Here is an 18,597-nt window from a genome sequence, read left to right on the forward strand (position 1 = left end):
CCTCGGGAAAGTTTCGCCGCTGAGCGCCAGGCCCAATACCGCTCGCGCTGCCAAAGCTCCAGAGGATGGCTTTGCGCCGGCACATGGAAACATTGAATGAATGCACATCTTCCACAAGTGTGCCCCCCTTCGCGCTCCACGGTACTCACGTTTCTTTGTCTACTCCTCACCGGATGCGCAGACTCGACGGCTGAGCGCAGCGTTCTACTGAACCCGCCGAGCGGCATTCGGAAGGTGTCCGAACCTACATACTCGGAGAGCGCATCGCTCGCGGGGGGCTTTGAAGTGTTGACCCAGCCATCCGCCCCGCCTGCCGAAACCTCGGAGCGTCGGCTACCGGTCACCACCAACAGCACGCGCGTCAGTCTGGACTACGTCAATGCTGATATTCGGCGGGTCGTGAATGACGTCGTCGGCAACATCTTGGCCATGCCCGTTGTGATCGATTCAGGCGTAGAGGGAAAGATAACGCTCCGGACTTCCGGCAAGGTTCCGGCGAGTGATGTTCCGCGGCTTCTGGACGAAGTGCTGGGAAAGTCTGGTTACGGACTGGCGGCAGGTGACCGGGGAGTCAGGGTGGCGCGCCTGGCTGATCTCGCCGACGGAGGGCGCGGCGATGTTAAGGTAATTCCCGTTCGTTATGTCGACCCAGTCGAGGTCATCAAGGTCATCCGACCAAACGTCGAGGAAAACGTTCATTTGGCGCCCGCCCCCGGACAACGAGGCATTGCGATCAGCGGCCCGCCCGGTGGCGTCAGTTCCGCGCGTGAACTCATAGCCTTGTTGGACATCGATAGCATGCTCCACAAGTCCTTTGCACTGTATACCCTGGCTCAGGCAAGTCCCGCCGCAGTCGAGAAAGACCTCAATTTTCTATTCAATCAGAATGCTCAGGGTCCGACGCGAGTCCGGTTTGCATCACTGGAGCGGTTGAACGGCATTCTTGTAGTTGCCGACGACCCTGCGGCACTCCAGCACGCGCGTGAGACAATCGAGAAGCTGGACAGAACGTCGAAGGCAGCAGCAAACGTTCAAGTGCGGCCCCTGAAGTACCGAAGGGCGACGGAAGTGGCTCAGGTGCTGGCGCAAATCCTCGGCGCTGACCCGAGCGTTGCAGCAGCGCCCGCACAGTCCGATGGAGAGTCCGACAAGGTGCGGGTGGCAAGCCTGGCCAGTCGATCAGACCTTCTTCCGAACCGGTCCAGCCCGCCGAACGCAGACTCCGCCTCGAACACGCAGACGGTGCAAGCAAAGCACGAAGCGGTGGTGGTCCCGGCCAGTCTCGGTTTATCGGCGCCGGTGCGGATCCAGGCGGATCGCAGCCAGAACGCGCTTGTTATTCTGGCGGCACCGCACGATGCCAAGATCATCGATGCCGCGATCCGTCGTCTTGACGTCAAGCCTCGTCAGGTTCTCATCCAGGCAATTGTCGCGGAGGTCCGGCTAAACGACGGCCTGGGGTACGGGGTGGACTATCTTTTGTCCTCTCGTGGCCTGGGTGCCGTTCCAAAAGGTGGCTTGTCCTATGTGTTTCCCGGGACAAGTGCCAACGTTGTGCTGCATGCGCTGAGCGAGGTGGCGGACGTCAAGGTTGTATCCGCGCCACGCATTCTCGCGGTCGACAATCAGCCGGCGACGATTCAGGTCGGCGAGCAGGTCCCAATCTTGTCCCGATCATCCCAATCCCCGGCAAGCGAGAACTCGCCGATCATCAGCAACGTCGAACTGCGTGACACAGGAGTAATTTTGGCTGTTACGCCGAGAATAGGCGCCGGCGGTAGTGTCACACTCGACACCTTTCAGGAGGTTAGTACCGCCAACAAGAACAAGCTCACCAGCATCCAGTCTCCTGTGATTTCGCTACGCCGCCTGCAGAGCACCGTATCCACACGAAACGGGGATACGATAGCGATTGGTGGGTTGATGCAGGATAGTACCTCTCGGGCCGATTCTGGGCTGCCTTTGCTGATGAACATTCCGCTTCTGGGAGCGGCATTCCGGCGTACTGAACAAACCAAAGAGCGAACTGAGCTCCTGGTGTTACTCAATCCTATGGTGCTTCAAGGTGACGCAGAGGCACGAGCCCTAACCGACGAGTTGCGGGCGAAGTTCGAATCGCTGGCGCCCGAGCTCGGCCGCCAGCTCACGCCCGGACCGCGACGAGAGGCTGCCTCACCAAAGCGCGAACAAGCTGCGAGGGTTCGGCGAGAGCTGGCAATCCCGGCCGTCACCGGCTCAATTTCGGTACCCAGAACCTTTCCTGAGCCCCTGGTATCTCCCCTGCTCGATGGCAATATGCGAGGCGCACTCGATTGATAGTTGGCGCGAAGCGAGTCCCCCGATCGGAACGCTGTGCTTGATCAGAGTACGTATCCAGTGACGACTGGAAGGCTGCTGTCGATCGGCGCAAGACCGTCATCGGCGTAGCCGGTCAGACAGTCCCATCGATTGCCGGCACCGGCGATGACTCGCCGCTCGGCTCCGGGCAGCAGGTCGGATGGCTGCTCGTCGGGCTTTTCCTTGAACGCGGGCCGCCGCAGGCGAGCTACACTGTCGTCGCAATCGCAACTTGTATCGACGAACATTTCGCCCCTCGGCGATCGGGCGCCAGTGAAACCTCAGTCCAACCAGCAAGATCCCAGGTTGCAGCTAGGCTTCGACTATTTGCTGGCCGGATCGTGGGGCGATCGCCGTTCGGCAACACGCTGGCGTTTGAAAGTCTCAGAGTTAGTCGATGATGGACGAATTCCACTTCGGGCCGGGGTTCACACTGGTTGTACCCTCTATTGCAATGAGCCTTCGTTCTCTTTGCTGTCCTTTCGAAGCGCAAGGTCCACATGGGTTGCCAGGAGGTCAGCTACCGCCTGTGCGGCGAACGGCAGCGGAGTATTGCCGGAAGAGATCAGGCATGCCGTCACATGGATCGGCGGATCTATCGTGATCAGCCTCAGACGGCCATGTCCCGGTATATCAGAGAAGACGACCCTCGGAACGATCACATTGCCGATGCCTGCATTGACCAGGGAGAGCGCACTGGCGAACGTGTCGACTTCCGCGATGCAATTGGGAGTCAAGCCGACCCCTTGGAACGCGCGGTCCAGCGCGCTGCGAACTGTGTTGGGCCGTGTCGGCAGCACAAGAGGAAGGTGAGCCAGCCGCTCGAGCGAAATGGTATGCGTGACGTCTTCGGCAAACAGAGGTCCAACCAGCGATAGTGGCTGATGAAAAAGCGGCTGCCGGGATAGACCCTGGATAGGCTCATCTTCCAAAAGGAAGCAGAGATCGAGCGCACGGGATGCAATAAGCGATCTCATGCGCAGAATGTCACCTGCAACCAGACGGAGATGCACTTTCGGCAGAATTACCCGGCAGGCTTCCAAAAAGTCGTAAGCCCAGCACACCGCAAATCCCGATGACATACCAAGCCTCACCAGCCCTTCCGGTTCTCCCGCCACCGACCGGACGACGCGGCCCAGCTGCTCCACCTGCCCAATGATCGATGCCGCCTCACGATAGAAGATTTCGCCTGCGGCAGTTGGACGAATGCCGCGTTGACTGCGCTGGAGCAGTTCGACGCCAAGCTCAGCTTCAAGGGCGGTCATCTGCTGGCTGAGGGCAGGCTGCGCCACGTGTAGCATGCCTGCCGCCCCCGTAAAGCTACCAGCATCCACGATGCCCAGGAAATAACGGAGATGACGAAGTTGCAGGAAGTTAGGTGACATCAGTCGCGTTCGATTTCGCTCGGTCGATTCAAGCTTGATCAGGATATCCGGACTCGCCTATCAGCCCGGATATCGTGCCGGCACCGAACGACCAAACCTACCGATGAAGATCAGGCAATATTCCGGATGATACCATTGAGTGCGTCGTGAACCGCCTTGATGATGGTGGAGTTCAAGTTCAACAGCGTCGTGTGCTTGCTCATTGAGAGCTGAAACCGGAGCTGATCCATTGTGTCGTCCGGGTTCATGGTTGCGATACGTTCTCTCACATTGCGTTCCGATTGGGCAACGGATTGCCCAATCGAGCCGGTTATGCTGCCGAAATCCATTTCACCTCTCCTTACTCAACGGACCATTTTCGCGGTGATGCCCCATCCATGTAGCATCAACGACTTCTGTCGCGCAATCTATTGCCTCGAGCAGCGCCTGCAGTGCTCCGAACTGCCGCGTCGTGACGCCGCTATCGATGTCACGTTTCAGAGACCGCCTCCAGTTCTGGAGGTCTTCATTGATGGCAGCTCTGCTGGAGCCATCAACGTCATTTAGCAGCTTCTTTTCCAGCTCAAGCACGATGGAATCCTCTTCACCGTTGATCATCCTCGGTTAACCACTCAGGGGCGCCTCGATAGAGCATGCGAAGGTTCGATTCTCCGACACGCACGATAAGTCCGTCGTGGTCGATGGCAGCAATCTTGCCGATGTGATCGATGCTGTCGCCCACTTTCAACTGCGCTCCGCTCTCAACCACAACGAAAGGTGCGCGGCCCAGGTGCACCCCTCGCACCGCGGGCAATACCATCAGCTCGCACCTCGACTCGAGTCGGATATAGGGCCTGAATCTTTCCTCGAACCGAGCGGCAACGTCCTTCCACTCATCGTATGTCGCCGAGGCCAGCGCTCCGGATACGGATACGACAGCGGGCCTTACGGTGATGCGGATGGACCGGCGGAGTTCTGCCGACGCCGCCCCCAGCAAAAAAGCGCGTGCGCGATCTGGTGTTGCCACTTCATCATTGGTCTTGTAGATGCCCGGGATGTCCTGCTGCAGACGACGAAGGGCCGCGTCTACTTTGGCATCGCTCCGACCGTACCCTATCACTGTGAGTTCGCCAGCACCTTCTACGCGAACGTGACCGTCGATATCAAACGCGTGTAAGATCGTAGCTGCGAGATCGATGAGCCTTGCGTCAGATAATTTGGCAGTGGCCGGTCGCTTTGCTGCAAGCTCAGCCGCACGCCTGGGGTCTTGCCAGCCAGACTGGCTCTTGTTGTTATTCTCTCCGGGCTCCAGGTCGATCGCCAGCTTGCCGGCAGTCGACGGTGTATTGACGTCGGGTGCAATATCCAGCCCACGAAGATCAGCCGTCTGGGTCTCGATCGGTTGAATCCCCGGAGCGGCAGAAAACGCCCGGGAGTGGAGCCGGTCCATCGCTGCCCAAGCGCCACCTACTATCACAAGGAGGCCACAAACCACTGCCCCAAGCCGCAATCGCCACGATATCCAACCCACCGCGAGACGTGTTCGCCGGCTGCCCACACCCAATGACTCTGTCGCATCTGAAGCGGCCCTTCTCGCATCCACCCCCTGGCGCTCGAGCACGGAGTCCCCCTCAGGAAGGCCGAGCCCGGCAGGGCTGAGGCTAAAGATTGTGCGGCCAACACGAACCTGGGTAAACGGATCAATGATAGTCGGATTGTTGGTAGTGCACTCCCTACCGTTGATCAGCACGCCCGGTGCGAACGCAGTGATCTGGATTTTCCCCGACTCGTTAACGACACGAATATGCGACCCGACGAGTTCCGGATCGCCGAAGGTAAGGTCATCCGTATCATGGCTACCGATGAGCCACGTTCCCTCGCCCAGCCAAGTCTCCGCGCCCAGGTTCGGCCCGGACAGGACGCGCAAAGTGAGCTTGGCCTGTTCACCGGTCAGAACATTCTTTTCCGTTGGCATGTACATCACTGCAGCGCAATTCGCGCCAAGGGCTGGACGGAGATGTCGGGAGTAAGCTCCTGATAGGAGAGCACCGGGAGCTCGTACAAATCGGCCTCGACAAGCTTGCGGACGTATCGACGGATATCGATCGAGGTGAGTAGCACGGGCTTGTATGGCAGCGATTCAAGGATGCCGGCGGCATCTTTTATCCTGCCAACGATCTGTTGCGTGGTCTGCGGATCGAGAGCGAGATAGCTCCCCGCAGACGTCTGTCGAATTGACTTGCGCACAGTATCTTCCACCTCCGCCGTCAAAATGTAGGCCGGCAACAGATTCGTACCGGCACAATGTTGAAAGCAGATCTGCCTCTTGAGCGCACCACGCACATACTCGGTCAGCAGGACTGTATCCTTCTCATTTTGTCCCCATTGGACCAATGTGTTGAGGATAGCGCGCATGTTTCGCAGGGAAACCTGCTCCGAAACGAGCCGCTTCAGCACCTCCGCAATTTTTTGCAGAGGGACCAGGCGCAACGCCTCCTTCACGAGTTCCGGAAAGGATCCCTCCGCCTGTTTCAAAAGCGCTTTCGTTTCCTGGATACCGATGAACTCATCGGCGTGCCGACGTACGATTAGACCAACATGGCAGGAGAGAATCTGGGCTGATTCCAGATACGGGATGCCTGCCGCTCCCAGCGACTCGAGATGTGCGACATCAACCCAGACGGTCTCGATCTGAGGCAGAAATGACGGCTCTTCCGCGACACATGGAATGTCCACCATTTCGAGGCCCTCGGGAGTATCACGCGCCAGGACGTGTTGAGGTCGCAATCGTCCCGATCCGTATGGAACTTCATTTAGCCTGATAATATATTCGCCCTTGTGACAATCCTGGTTTATTCGGACATTGATCGCTGGAACCGGAACGCCAAGATCGAGCATCAGCGCCTGCCGCGTGGCCACCAACGCTTTATCAAGCACGTCCGGCTGGATCATCGTGTCGACGATATCCCGGTCAACGTCGATCATCAGGGGCACAGTAAGCATGATGCCATTGCCGCCTGCCTTGTTTGCCTCAGAGGCCTCAGTCGGACTCGTCGACAGCGCGCCCCCACTGAGTGGATGGCCGTGCGAGTCAGTGCGCAATAGCTGGCCACGACGCTGCAGCAGCCAGCCAGCCCCACCCACCGCTGCTGCCAAAACCATAAAAATCAATGTCGGGAAGCCGGGCACAAGGGAGAACAGGACGAGCATGAATGCGCCAACCATGAGTGCACGTGGTTGCGCACTCAGTTCATCGCCGATTGCATTGCCGAGGTCTGTGCTGTTGTCTTCGGAGCTTACTCTCGTGACGATAAATCCTGCCGTGATCGAGGTGAACAACGCCGGAATCTGACCGACGAGACCATCGCCAATGGTCAAGGTCGTATAGACTTCAAGCGCCTCCGAGAGTCCCATTCCCTTTTGGAGTGAACCAATCGCGATCCCGCCAATGATGTTCACGATAATGCTGATCAGGCCTGCGATCGCGTCCCCTTTGAGGAACTTCATGGCGCCGTCCATGGCACCGTACAACTGACTTTCGCGCTCGATGGCAACACGGCGCCTGTGTGCCTCTCGCATATCGATGCTGCCGGCCCGCAAGTCGCCATCGACGCTCATCTGCTTTCCCGGCATGGAATCCAGAGAAAAACGTGCAGCGACTTCAGCAACGCGCTCTGATCCTTTGGTGATGACGACAAATTGTACAATTGTCATGATCAAGAAGGTAACGGCGCCTACGACGAGATTACCGGCTACGACAAAGTTACCGAAGGTCTTGATGATCTGGCCAGCTTCCGCATGAAGCAGGATGGTGCGAGTTGCCGCAATACCGAGCGCCAGACGAAACAGCGTTGCCAGCAAAAGCACCGATGGAAATGAGACGAATGCGAGTGGCGACCTGATGTAGACCGCCACCATCAGCAGAAGGGCTGCAATTCCCAGATTGACCGCTTGCAGCACATCCATAAGCACTGACGGAAGCGGAATAATCATCATGAAAACGATCGTGATCAGCAACGTCACCAGAACAATGTCGTTACGGCCGGTCGCGATGGTCAGCAGTTTGTCGAGTGGCTTCATCTGATCAACTTAGCGCGAGTTGCCCCGTGAAATGCCAGTCCATAGCCAGAGGCGCAACACGCTGCTGACGATGGCTCGCTCCGGCCCCGGGGCAGACTGCCGGCCCGCCTTCAAACCCAGAGTAGCAAATTTGAACCCTCCGCGCCGATTAGCCGCGTTCAAAGCCAACTCGCCCGGATCGCAACAGTGACTCTGATGTTTTTTCGATCGTCTGTCGGAAACCCGCAGTCTTTGGCCTAGATGACAGGTACACGCGATCGTGCCAGCGGGACGGTCGGTCGAGCGTATCGCCATCAGCCTACCCGCACGATCTGCATCGACGTAAACCGCAGGATCCGATGCACCATGGATGAGATCGACCTACTAGACCCGCCATATCCAACGCCTTATCGACGCTCGCCTGATCTCCTCCCCTAGCCTTCGCATCCCTGCAATTATTCGAACTCCAAGGCCGCCCCTGCTCGCGGCGTGTCCACGGCGGCCCTGTTATCGCAAACCTGCTCCGGCCTTCCCATCGCGGCATCGCGCAACGCGCGCGCCAGATGATCGCACTTGTCGAATTGCTTGCCTGTTTGACGCATGATGTTGCATGCCTCGTCGCGAGCCTGCCGGGCAAGATCGGCTGCCGCGACCGCCTTCTCAATGTCCTTTTCGAGCAGCTGGTCGTGATCATGCAGAGAGGTCATCTTTGCCTTCAGACCGACAAGAGCGCCGAGAGTGACGGTTTCTCCGATGACGGAATCATAAAGGGCAGCCTCAAGCCGAACTCGCTTTTGCCGCCAGGCGCGGTGATTTTTGGCGGCGGTCTCGACAGCAGTGGCAGCGTCCTCCAGGGCCAGCTGCCGCGCCCGGAGAATATCTTGTTGGCGATGATGCCGCAATTTGCGCAGCTCCAGGAGACGGGGCACGGCGTCCGAGATCATCCCACGCATGTTTCAAGCTCCTGGAGCGTGGCCTCGAAGTCCATCTGCTCGCTTGTCGATTGGCGCAGGAAACTCTGTATTTCGTCCCTTCTGGCGATCGCCTCATCCGCAAGTGCGTCGGTACCGTTCTTGTATTCACCCACACGAATCAAGAGTTCGACCTCCTGGTATTTCGCCATCAACTCCCGCAGTCTCCGTGCCGCGCTTTCATGCTGCGGAGCCACGATCATGCTCATGACGCGGCTGACGCTCGCAAGAATGTCGATGGCAGGATAGTGGTTCGACATAGCCAGGGCACGCGAGAGGACAATGTGGCCATCAAGGATCGAGCGCGTTTCGTCGGCGATGGGTTCAGTCATGTCATCTCCCTCGACAAGCACGGTATAGAAGGCCGTGATCGACCCGCGCGCATTGTTGCCCGCACGTTCCAACAGTTGCGGCAGTGTCGCGAACACGGATGGCGGGAAACCATGCCGGGTCGGTGGCTCACCCGCTGCGAGGCCGATCTCCCTGTGTGCTCGCGCAAAACGCGTTAGCGAATCCATGAGAAGCAGCACGCGTTTGCCTTGATCGCGAAACCATTCAGCTATTGCCGTGGCCACATAGGCCGCCTTGGCGCGCTCCATGGCGGGTCGGTCGGACGTCGCGACAACGAAAACCGCTTTGGTTCGTGATTGCGAGCCGAGCTGCGTGATGAACTCTTGCACCTCCCGTCCGCGCTCGCCGATAAGTGCTATCACCGCGACGTCAACGTCAGCGCCCCGTATGAGCATCGACAGCAGTGTACTTTTGCCGGCTCCTGCAGCGGCAAAGATACCGACGCGTTGCCCTTCCCCGCACGTCAGCAGGGCATCGATCGCCCGTATACCGACCGGAAGAACCTGATCTATGCTACGCCGGATTAGCGGATCTGGTGCGCTGCCATGAACCGGCACGTGGAATTCTGCGATCATGGGCCCATGAGTGGTTGCATCCAGCGGGCGGCCAAGGCCGTCAAGCACCCGACCTAGCAAGTTCCAGCCCGCCGGCACCAGCAGGGCCTTGCTCGTCGGAATCACCTCCGTGAGGGTAGAAAGTCCCCGCATGTCCCCGAGCGGCGTCAGAACGGCAACATCGCGCTGAACACCGACGACCTCAGCGGTCAGTTCACGGTCATTCTTGGGATCGTGGAGTTCGCACAAATCCCCGATACGCACGCCAGGAGCCGTCGCACGGATGATTGTTCCAACGACTTGAAGGACGCGACCACGGACATTCATCGTCGGCGTTTGCTCAACCGCCCTGTTCGCGAGCCGGAAGAACCGATCGATGCTTTCATGCGAACAACCTACGGGATCTACCGCCGTCGACGGCTCGGCTGTCTCCGAGATCACTTCGACGCCTCCAGGCTTTTGCGAAGGCCGCTTTCGATCAATGTCAGCTGGCTTTCGATCGTCGCGTCGACCAGTCCGGCATCGGTCTCGAGAATACACCCGGCATCATTGATCCGCGGATCAGAAATCACTTCGACGACTGCGCGTGACGTGACCGCCGGGACTATCTCGTCGACCCGCCCGCGAACCGTCTCGACCAGCGACGGTGCCACTCGCAGCCGAACGACAGGGCTATGGCCCGCGACGCGCAGGCTTCGCAGTGCGATCTGCACCGCGGTCTCGTCTGGCGCCGTCGTGTCGATGATCCGGCGGGCGATCTGCAGGCCGAGGTCCACGATCCTTTCCTTGTTTTGCTCCATGACCCGCAGCGACTCTACGGCGATTGCGGCCAAGCGCTGTTGAATTGTCACTTGCGCTTCCTTGAGCCCGGCTTCTCTGGCGGCCGCTTCAATCCTGCTTGCGGACATGCGCGCTTCCTCAACAAGCGCCTCTGCATCGCGCTGCGCCTGGGTCAGCAGTTGCTCGGCGTGCAGGAGTGCCTGCGCGCTTGCCGCCGGCAAGATTTGCCCTGGTCCGAGAACACTGATCGTCTCGGACGTCAATCGAACCAGTGCGACCATGGAGCCATCCTTTTGCGGACCAACCGCCGCATCGCATGAAAGGCGTCCTCTCCAGCACTGTCGTTGCGACAGGCATTAGCCGCCACCGTCCAGATCGACGCAGGGCTGCGTAATCTCAGTCGTACCTGCAGTGCATGCGGGATGCAGCCCATTGCGAGGCCGAACATCGCAGCTGCGCAGTGGAGCAGTTCAGCAGGCCCGGTCGGCAGCTTGGAAGCGCCGATAGCCGACATCAGTCCGGCGGTCGGTCGTGGCAGCAGCGCGGCATCGAAAGCGAACGCGAAGGCGCCTTCTCCGAGGACGGAACGCGCTGCAACGACATCGGCGTTGCGAAGTTGCCCGACAAGACTGGGCGCCCCGGTCCACGCCGCGGCAAGGCACATGAGGCGCACGGCGTCCGATACCGGCAAAAATGCGAGCCGGGTCCGCGGCGCCTGGCCAGCGGAGATGATGGCCGACGCCCCCCTATCTTGATCGCGAAGCAGCCGACTTCCAAGTCTCATTCGGATGAACGAATCTGTCCGTGCAGGCTGCCGCGGCAGCCATTCGGGCCAATCCTTGACTATAGCGTCATCGAAGTCGGCCGCGGGATCGGCGATGCAGCGCATCATCGCCCCCGCCCACGGCCTGTGAAGCCAGTTGTCCGAAATTGCCGCCGATTCTGTCGCGATCATCGCGGGATTGCTCGCTTGCATCGATCTATGGCGCCGCAGGATTTGTTGTGTGGCTCACACGTTTTCGCCACACGAGAAAGGCAAGAGCTGCATTGCAGATTAGCGATATCACCAGCCCAGCCACGAGTCCGACCAGGAGATAGAGCCGAGCGCTGGCCTCGGCGGCGACGGGAGGCGCCTCAAGTGGCGGCAAGTCGCTATCGCTTTGACTTGCCTCGACGAGCGTAACCGAGACGCCGTCGTACGATACGCCCTTCAAGCTATTTGCGACCAACTCCTTGATCTTCGGTACGATCTGATCAACGGCAGTACCAGCCTTATAGCGGACCAATACAGCAGCAGTTGAGGGAGCAGGTGGGACGCGATCGTCGATCGTATTTTCGGGCAGGACGGCATGGACGCGGGCACTGAACACGCCATCGATCCTGGAGAGCGTCTCCGACAATTCCTGCGTCGTGCCATGGATAAATCGCACACGCTCCTCCGTTGGCGATGACAACATCCCCTCTTTCCTGAAGAGGGTGCCCAAGTCGGCAAGCCGATCGCGAGGCAATCCGGCGCCATCCAGTATACTCATGGCACGCGGCACGTCTTTCGTCGAAACAATCAGGGAGGCTGCCCCGTTATGCTCGGCCACCCGCTCGGCATCAATGCCGTGCCGCATCAGCAACGCGAGCATCTCGTTGGCGTCATGCGCCGGAAGATTGCGATAAAGCTCGATCTTTGCTCCGCACCCCGCCAACGCGAACGTCGCCAAAAGTATCAACGCACGCTTCCACACCAACGTCACGCTCACATAACGGTTGTTCACTGGCTCTTCAGGAGAGTATCAAGGCTTTGCACGGCCTTCCCAACCACTTTCGACGCGATATCGTATTGCAGCGTCAGGGCTGACAGGGTGGATTGCGCGTTCAGCCACTCAATCGAACTGAACTCCCCGGAAGCATAGCTTTCCGCGACCCCGGCCGCGACGTTCGCAGCGTCGCCGAAAGAGGCGCTCAGCTTGTCCATTCCACTGAGGATATCGTCAGTCACCCGGACGCGACCAATCGGCCCCTCGTCGGTCGGGGCAAGACTAGCGCCCCCTGCAAGATCATTATTCGGTGATGACAGCAGCGGGCGATCGAGCGCCGCGCGAAAGGCCTCAACCGAGTCACTCGGCGCCCTTGATGCCGCCGGCCTCCCGCTGGCCGGCGACACGGCCTCAAGTAGCGCCACGATTCCATTCACACCGCTCATTGACTGAACCTCCTGTACGCACCTTCGCTGCACCACCTAACGCCGCAAAAAGCCCATCGAGCGCCTGATCGTCGCGAGGAAGACGCCGAAGCACAGCGTCCCGCTCGCTTAAGCGTCCAACAACCCCAAGCGCCAGCGCCTGAAATGCCATTCCATAGGGATCACTCGCGCGGGCAAGAGGATCGAGGCGCTCCAGCGCCGCCTCAACGTCGTTTGCCGCCAAGTCGACGAGCACGCGAGCCATGACGGCCTCCCGACCGCCCGGGGCGATAACATCGATTCCCTTGGCAATCCGCCGCGCTCGCTCCACGTCGCTTTTAACACAAGCCAGAAACGCAACCTCGGTCAGGCACCGCAGGAGGCGACGCCGACTTTCCGGGGTGGCAAACGAGACCAAATCAGACATAACGACGAATAGTCCTTATACCGCTTTGAACCCGCCTGGTCCGCCAGAATGCAATGAGACCCTCACCGGAGGGTTGTCTTGCTGCGGGCTGCGCCTCACTTCTGATACCGCTGAGCCCGTCATAAGCATTCGGATGAAGCTTTGCTTTCCAGCATGCCGTCGCCCACGACTAACTATTTGAGCAGTTCTAGTCCGCGGCACGATCGAGGGGAAATACCGTTCGCAGATGGAAGCATAGTGAATGCATATGGACGGCAACTCCGGACCAACGGAAGACCGCGCACGATAAGGAGTAAGGCGATGGATACGGCAGACAACGCCGACGCGGCGACCATTTGCTCGCAGAGGTCGCAACAGAGCGTCTCGTCATAGACGGATATCAAGAGGAGCAGTCAGTTTCCAACTAACAAACCGGTTCAAGGGACCGTCAGATAAAGGACTGAACCAGTTGGGGGCTAGGCGACGGGCCGCGACGCTCTTATGGTCGCCATCGCTTCCTACCCCAAGTGATCAGCTATCTCGTTTGGTGGCACTGACGTGAGCTATGAAGCTGTGCGCCGGAGGAGACGGAGGTTCGGCGGGGCGTTCTTGGCTCAGATCCGCCAACGCGCTCCCGCTGGTGGCGAGAATGGCATCCAGATCTACAAATTGGGCCCTCTCGATGCGAATCTACATTCACGTGAGATTCAAGCCATTCTTTGAGTTGCGCCCTTGGTCAACGACCTTTTCAGATGCAGCCCTCAAGCGGTTCCGGCGGAGTCTAGCGGATCGAGCGAGCGCCGACTAACAGGACACGCGCTCTGGACGACATTGGCACGTTCGCAGTTCTGATTCATGCAGTCGTGGCTGGCGCAATCTTGCGTTCGCTCGATGCACACCGTCTGTTCATCCAAGATCGAGGCGAGGAATGACCTTGAACTGTAGCCTTGCTTGCAAGCTTGAAGATTGCGAATTTCTTGCGTACGGCTCGCGAACAAACAGAGAACCGACGTTCGGCCTAACCGAGTTCAAAGCGATCGAGATGCCCCGGGGTGCAGGTTCAGACGACACGACTCACGGATATTCTGGGATCTAGATATTAGGCATCGATGCTGGATCCCGTTCCTGCTATTGCAGAAAGACTTTAATGTCGTTCTGCTTGCCTGATGCCCCCAAGTGTGGCCGTGGAGAGCACCCATGGATACTGATGTTGATCTGGGGTCGGGTCGCGCTCGGCAGCGCGTTATGCCAATGCATTCCGCGCATGAGACGTCCGTTGATTACTGTGTTGGCAGTTCGGCGGGACAAATGCTCCCATTCTTGCGGATACGGCATGTACTGTGATGCACCGAAGATCGATGTCCCGAGGCTTTCCTCAAAGGATGGTGGATGGCTTTCCACTGGCGAATAGGCTGGTCACGGCGAGAATTCGCCATATTCCAGCTATCGGCGGTAGGCTGACCTGCTTGATCCCCTTCATGCCAAAACGGCGTCGGCAGATCTCGCACCCTGCTCGAATCCCACGACCCCGGGTCGACAAATTGTGTTGAGGGCCCGGGTCGATCCGCCACAACCGTCCTTGCCCACTGCTCAGACGTATTTGAAGTTGCTCCCGATCGGCGACAAGGTCGTCGGGGGAAGCACGTCCGGCGATTGGCGCGCGCTAGCCTTGAAATGGCGGATAACCTGACGCTCGTCAGCTTATCGACAGCTGAGCTTTTTAGCGTACGCTTTCGTTGACGGCCGCATTGTTTGACGGAGGCGAGCGCTGCAGGTCCTACGGGTCATCCTAGGAGAAGTGCTATGACGATTTCGCGGGCAAAGGTGACAGATCGGTCGAGCGGCGGCGTCGGTGGTCGCGAGATGAGAGGGAACGGCTAGTTGCAGCATCGCTCGAGCCCGGAGCACTGTTTCTGGTTCGCATGGCCGGCCTTCATGTGAGCCAGCTGTTCAGGTGGCGCAAAGAGCTTGAGCCGCCTAATCGGCTGAGACCAACATGTCATGGAGTTCAATGAATACAGAACGGGCCCAGCCTCGCGCTGGCTTACCTTCCGAATCCGAAAGCACCGAGCCAACCTCTGGGGCCGCCGGGCAATCCCCTTCATGCCTGACGCAGTGGGCGTCAGCCCTGACGCGGTGGGCAACAGGAGCGGCCGCCGCCGACCTCGTCTCGTCGCAGGACCGCGTCCTGGCGACCTGGGCAGCGGAAGAGGGGCAGGGCGAAGACGAGAATCGGCAAGAGGGCGTCAACCGGACGAGGGCATGGCGGGACGAAGCTGATGTCGGAGACGAGCTGAATTTGTCGTCATTGTCCCTGACCGCCTTGCCAGCCTCACTCTTGCCCAGGCTCCGGACCCTCAATGTCATCGGTAACCAGTTGAGTAGCCTGCCGGCCCGGCTTCCGGGCGGACTCCGGGACCTCTACGCCTCTGACAACCGGCTGACCAGTCTGCCCGCCCTTCCGGGCAGGCTGCGGCACCTCCACCTCATGGCCAACGAGCTGGCCAGCCTGCCGGCAGAGCTGCCATCCAGGCTCCGCAGCTTGACTGTCGATAGCAACCAGCTCACCGATCTGCCCGCCCTTCCGGCAACGGTCGAGGAGTTCTCCGCCAGCAATAACCAGCTGACCAGCCTGCCCGATCTTCCGGCTAGGCTCCGCCGCCTGGATGTCAGCGAAAATCAGCTGACCAGCCTGCCTGATCTTCCAGCCAGACTGCGCTACCTGGACGCAAGCGACAATCAGCTGACAAGCCTGCCCGATATTCCGGCCAGACTTGGATACCTGAACGTCAGCGAAAATCAGCTGACCAATCTGCCCGAGACACTCCCGGTCGGCCTTGAAATGCTCGGCGCCAGTAACAATCAGCTGACCGGCCTGCCGGAGAGCCTGCTGACGCAACTCGGCAGCGCGTCCAGCATCGACCTGCGGTCTAATCCGATACCGGCCCCGGTGCTGGCCGATTTGGCGTCAGCCACGCGTGGCGCGGATTATGCCGGCCCGCAGGTCTTGCTGTCGATGCCGCTACAACCGGTGGAACATCAGCCGCGGCACCTGCACGAGGTTGTCGCGGACTGGCTCGCGGACGAGCCCGGCGCAATGGCCGCCTGGCAGGGCTTCGCCGCAGAGCCGGGTGCGCAGGACTTCGCACTCTTTCTCGAAAGGCTCGCGGGCACCGTGAACTATGGTCATCAGGCGTTCCGCGACCAGGTGGCCGAGAATCTGCTACAGGCCGCGATGAGGCCGCGGCTGCGCGAGCAGTATTTCGAGCTGGCCAATGGAGCGACTGCGTCCTGCGAGGACCGCATCACTTTGACTTGGAACGGTATGCAGACCGCACGCCTGAACTCGGATGTCAAGGATGGGCTTTATGACAATCAGCTCGACCAACTGCTCCAACACGGCCGTGTCATGTTTCGTTTGGGGGCGCTTGACGATATCGCACGCGAGACGGTCAGCTCGCTCCGTCGTGCCGACCCGGAGGCCAATGTCGACGAGATCGAGGTCTATCTTGCCTATCAGACCCAGCTACGGGACCGGCTGGAACTGCGCCACATCGCCCCTGATATGCGCTTCTTGAATCTCTCTGACGTCACGGCGAACGACGTTGCCAGGGCTGAGACGTCGGTGCGGGAACAGGAAGCGGCGGGTTTCGCGGATTTTCTGGCAACGCGCTGGGAGCCTTGGGATACGGTGGTGAGGCGGATCGCCCCCGATGATCATGCCGCGATGCGGGACCGGCTTGCCGATGCGATGGAAGATGAGTTTCCGACGCGCCTGAACGAACGACTCGCGGAGCCTGGCCTGACGGATGATGTCGATGCCCGGCGGGTGGTCGGAGCCCAGATCCTCAACGAAATCGCCCGCGAGATCAAAGGCGAGTTGATGCATAAGGTTCTCCGGGAGCACGGCCTTTAGCCCTGATCGATGCGATAGCCGCTCCATACAGTCTCGTTTGGTCGTTACGGGACGAGCGATTGTTCAGGTTGAATGGATGCGGGCAGTTGCCGTCTGATGACCACCTCCGGCCACTTCAGCGTGTTGTTCGCTCGCCGGCCGTACCTAGCAAACCCGCAATTCTAAACTTGTAAGCGATACCAGAGTTCAAGGTCATTGCTCGCCTGGATTTCGGCGAACAGATCATGTTCGTCGGTGCAAGGCTGTGTCAGGTCACGACTGGCATAACCGGGGTTGAACTTGATCACGCGCAGGACAGCGCGGCCAATGCCGCTTCATGATTCGCTCATGTCGTAACCGATGTCGCTGCCTCGAGCGGAGTGCGCCGGCAGATCGGGAGCGGAGAACGTCTTGCTGAATCTCCGTTCCTATCGGCGCAAGATCCATAGCTCACTCAACGCCCAGCGCCGCCGGCATTCGTCGAGAACGCGCAAGCTTAAGGGAAACCGGAAATACAACCAAACGCTATATCCGATCATTTCCAGTAGGAAGTAATGGCGACGATAAACTAGGGCGCTCGCCGCAGGGCTACAGGGCCGCAAGGCCGCCACTGCTGACCATCCGATAGGGCCTCGCGCGGCTCGCCTTCAGAATGTTGACGATCCAAAGTCACTTCAGCGCTCGCGGCTCGGCACCATGCCCGAAGGGAGGCTGATGACGTAAGCGTGACGGAAGAGATCGGAACCAATTTCGCCCCAACCCGAGCGCGAGCAGCTACGCAGCGGCTTCGTCAGCTTTTCGAAAGCTTGCTCGGGTAGAACGTCTGCTCAGGTGATCTTGGACGTGAGGCTAGGTGGACCCGCACAATTCTGATCCATCCAATGTAACAGGTTGGTCGCAGGTTCAGCATGCCACCTCGGAAGAGCAGCAAGAGGGCCGGCGAGCCAATAGGCGTTTGAGCCGTCCTTGGCGACGGCGCTCCCAGCCAGTACCGGTACCTGTCCTCATCAGTCTGAAGAGGGCCGACCCTGAATTGATGACGCGACCAGTAATGCTGCGGCTCGGAATCTTAAAAAGGGGCACATTAGAGCAGTACCACCGAACTTCGCCGATTGCTCGATGTTCTCCGCTTTCGACGTCAAGCGTTTGATCTGCGCAAATCAGCAATCCTATCGCTCACGTCAACGAATTCTACTAATCGAAGGATGAAGGCGCCGTTGAGCAATCTTCGCGTTTGCTGCGAGCCAGCTGCTCGCATTGCGATTCCGCCCAGCCCCCCTCAGAGGATGAGGAGAGTTTCATTGAAATGATGACTCGTGCCGATGGGCGCAGCGAGGCCGCCCTTGACCAGTATCACCCTGCTCTTCGCAGATTCTCCGAGGCACTTATCCTCGAGAGCCAGACGATATCTGGACTGGACCACGACTCGCGGGTCAAGTCCGCTCGGAGGCTGTTCCCGCGCGACAAGAATCTCATCTCCGCGTTAAATTTGTTTCGTGCTGCGGAGCTCTGCGCTAAATTTGGTTCGTAACACGGAGCCTACCTTCCGGTCCGGGCGCTTCGAGCGGGCAGCTGAGCATTGCAGCCTTCGGAGTAGTCTTCTATAGTCATTTGCCAGCTTCGGTTGGGTTGGGCGACACGGAACGTGACCACTTATGGCATTCAAGAGCATGTCGCTCTGATGGAAACTCGCTATTTCCGTGGCGT

15 protein-coding genes and 2 pseudogenes are annotated in these 18,597 nt (G+C 59.3%); 3 read left to right on the plus strand and 14 right to left on the minus strand.

Annotation, left to right across the window (positions count from 1 at the left end; all coding sequences use genetic code 11):
• Window positions 1-288: 288 nt before the first annotated feature.
• The gene (locus XH92_RS35075; RefSeq protein ID WP_194456204.1) at window positions 289-2,316 is read left to right on the plus strand and encodes a secretin N-terminal domain-containing protein; all 2,028 of its coding nucleotides are present in this window, start codon (window positions 289-291) and stop codon (window positions 2,314-2,316) included.
• A 44-nt stretch (window positions 2,317-2,360) separates the two neighbouring features.
• Here the strand turns inward: XH92_RS35075 and XH92_RS35080 are convergent, their stop codons facing one another.
• The 13 genes from XH92_RS35080 to XH92_RS35140 all read right to left on the minus strand — a co-directional run bounded on the left by XH92_RS35080 (window position 2,361) and on the right by XH92_RS35140 (window position 12,854).
• Window positions 2,361-2,585 (minus strand): hypothetical protein, encoded by a 225-nt coding sequence (locus XH92_RS35080; RefSeq protein WP_194456205.1) that lies wholly within the window; start codon window positions 2,583-2,585, stop codon window positions 2,361-2,363.
• Window positions 2,586-2,783: 198 nt separating this feature from the next.
• Window positions 2,784-3,722, minus strand: coding sequence for a LysR substrate-binding domain-containing protein (locus tag XH92_RS35085; RefSeq protein ID WP_194456206.1), 939 nt, complete (start codon window positions 3,720-3,722; stop codon window positions 2,784-2,786).
• A gap of 110 nt (window positions 3,723-3,832) precedes the next feature.
• On the minus strand, window positions 3,833-4,051 hold the full coding sequence (locus XH92_RS35090; RefSeq protein WP_194456207.1) for an EscF/YscF/HrpA family type III secretion system needle major subunit: 219 nt from the start codon (window positions 4,049-4,051) through the stop codon (window positions 3,833-3,835).
• A gap of 1 nt (window position 4,052) precedes the next feature.
• A complete protein-coding gene (locus XH92_RS35095; RefSeq protein ID WP_194456208.1) occupies window positions 4,053-4,319 on the minus strand; it encodes an EscE/YscE/SsaE family type III secretion system needle protein co-chaperone in 267 nt (88 codons plus the stop codon).
• Window positions 4,306-5,676 carry an FHA domain-containing protein gene (locus tag XH92_RS35100; RefSeq protein ID WP_194456209.1) on the minus strand — a complete coding sequence of 457 codons (1,371 nt, stop codon included), beginning with the start codon at window positions 5,674-5,676 and terminating at the stop codon, window positions 4,306-4,308. The genes XH92_RS35095 and XH92_RS35100 overlap by 14 nt, the downstream gene beginning before the upstream one ends.
• Window positions 5,677-5,681: 5 nt before the next feature.
• The gene (gene sctV / locus XH92_RS35105) at window positions 5,682-7,781 is read right to left on the minus strand and encodes a type III secretion system export apparatus subunit SctV (RefSeq protein WP_194456210.1); all 2,100 of its coding nucleotides are present in this window, start codon (window positions 7,779-7,781) and stop codon (window positions 5,682-5,684) included.
• Window positions 7,782-8,215: 434 nt separating this feature from the next.
• Window positions 8,216-8,713, minus strand: a complete 498-nt coding sequence (locus XH92_RS35110) for a YscO family type III secretion system apparatus protein (RefSeq protein WP_194456211.1) — start codon at window positions 8,711-8,713, stop codon at window positions 8,216-8,218.
• Window positions 8,701-10,077: a type III secretion system ATPase SctN gene (gene sctN, locus XH92_RS35115; RefSeq protein WP_305825859.1), complete on the minus strand. Its 1,377-nt coding sequence runs from the start codon at window positions 10,075-10,077 to the stop codon at window positions 8,701-8,703. The genes XH92_RS35110 and sctN overlap by 13 nt, the downstream gene beginning before the upstream one ends.
• Entirely contained in the window at window positions 10,074-10,697 is a 624-nt protein-coding gene (locus XH92_RS35120) for a FliH/SctL family protein (RefSeq protein ID WP_194456212.1), read from the minus strand. Before XH92_RS35120 ends, sctN begins: the two co-directional genes overlap by 4 nt.
• A complete protein-coding gene (locus tag XH92_RS35125) occupies window positions 10,676-11,371 on the minus strand; it encodes a hypothetical protein (RefSeq protein WP_194456213.1) in 696 nt (231 codons plus the stop codon). Before XH92_RS35125 ends, XH92_RS35120 begins: the two co-directional genes overlap by 22 nt.
• Window positions 11,372-11,396: 25 nt before the next feature.
• Entirely contained in the window at window positions 11,397-12,182 is a 786-nt protein-coding gene (gene sctJ, locus XH92_RS35130; RefSeq protein WP_194456214.1) for a type III secretion system inner membrane ring lipoprotein SctJ, read from the minus strand.
• Complete coding sequence (gene sctI / locus XH92_RS35135; protein WP_194456215.1) at window positions 12,179-12,610, minus strand: type III secretion system inner rod subunit SctI; 432 nt, start codon at window positions 12,608-12,610, stop codon at window positions 12,179-12,181. Before sctI ends, sctJ begins: the two co-directional genes overlap by 4 nt.
• A complete protein-coding gene (locus XH92_RS35140) occupies window positions 12,576-12,854 on the minus strand; it encodes a hypothetical protein (RefSeq protein WP_194456216.1) in 279 nt (92 codons plus the stop codon). Before XH92_RS35140 ends, sctI begins: the two co-directional genes overlap by 35 nt.
• Before the next feature lie 2,039 nt (window positions 12,855-14,893).
• Here XH92_RS35140 and XH92_RS44010 point away from each other — a divergent pair.
• Together XH92_RS44010 and XH92_RS35150 are read left to right on the plus strand one after the other, a co-directional pair.
• Window positions 14,894-15,010: pseudogene (locus XH92_RS44010) on the plus strand (hypothetical protein); the annotation flags it as partial.
• Window positions 15,011-15,483: 473 nt separating this feature from the next.
• Window positions 15,484-16,911, plus strand: a complete 1,428-nt coding sequence (locus tag XH92_RS35150; protein WP_246787876.1) for an NEL-type E3 ubiquitin ligase domain-containing protein — start codon at window positions 15,484-15,486, stop codon at window positions 16,909-16,911.
• Window positions 16,912-17,366: 455 nt separating this feature from the next.
• Here XH92_RS35150 and XH92_RS44015 read toward each other — a convergent pair.
• A pseudogene (locus tag XH92_RS44015) lies at window positions 17,367-17,492 on the minus strand (IS6 family transposase); the annotation flags it as partial.
• Window positions 17,493-18,597 lie beyond the last annotated feature (1,105 nt).

Origin of the sequence: Bradyrhizobium sp. CCBAU 53421, assembly GCF_015291625.1 — a bacterium.
GTDB lineage: Bacteria > Pseudomonadota > Alphaproteobacteria > Rhizobiales > Xanthobacteraceae > Bradyrhizobium.

What these genes read in the sequence shown, in the direction of transcription:
- XH92_RS35080 (WP_194456205.1), bottom strand. Translation starts at nt 2,585, where the DNA reads ATGTTCGTCGATACAAGTTGCGATTGCGACGACAGTGTAGCTCGCCTG.
- XH92_RS35085 (WP_194456206.1), bottom strand. Translation starts at nt 3,722, where the DNA reads ATGTCACCTAACTTCCTGCAACTTCGTCATCTCCGTTATTTCCTGGGC.
- XH92_RS35090 (WP_194456207.1), bottom strand. Translation starts at nt 4,051, where the DNA reads ATGGATTTCGGCAGCATAACCGGCTCGATTGGGCAATCCGTTGCCCAA.
- XH92_RS35095 (WP_194456208.1), bottom strand. Translation starts at nt 4,319, where the DNA reads ATGATCAACGGTGAAGAGGATTCCATCGTGCTTGAGCTGGAAAAGAAG.
- XH92_RS35100 (WP_194456209.1), bottom strand. Translation starts at nt 5,676, where the DNA reads ATGCCAACGGAAAAGAATGTTCTGACCGGTGAACAGGCCAAGCTCACT.
- sctV (WP_194456210.1), bottom strand. Translation starts at nt 7,781, where the DNA reads ATGAAGCCACTCGACAAACTGCTGACCATCGCGACCGGCCGTAACGAC.
- XH92_RS35110 (WP_194456211.1), bottom strand. Translation starts at nt 8,713, where the DNA reads ATGCGTGGGATGATCTCGGACGCCGTGCCCCGTCTCCTGGAGCTGCGC.
- XH92_RS35120 (WP_194456212.1), bottom strand. Translation starts at nt 10,697, where the DNA reads ATGGTCGCACTGGTTCGATTGACGTCCGAGACGATCAGTGTTCTCGGA.
- XH92_RS35125 (WP_194456213.1), bottom strand. Translation starts at nt 11,371, where the DNA reads ATGATCGCGACAGAATCGGCGGCAATTTCGGACAACTGGCTTCACAGG.
- sctI (WP_194456215.1), bottom strand. Translation starts at nt 12,610, where the DNA reads ATGAGCGGTGTGAATGGAATCGTGGCGCTACTTGAGGCCGTGTCGCCG.
- XH92_RS35140 (WP_194456216.1), bottom strand. Translation starts at nt 12,854, where the DNA reads ATGGCTCGCGTGCTCGTCGACTTGGCGGCAAACGACGTTGAGGCGGCG.
- XH92_RS35150 (WP_246787876.1), top strand. Translation starts at nt 15,484, where the DNA reads ATGGCCAACGAGCTGGCCAGCCTGCCGGCAGAGCTGCCATCCAGGCTC.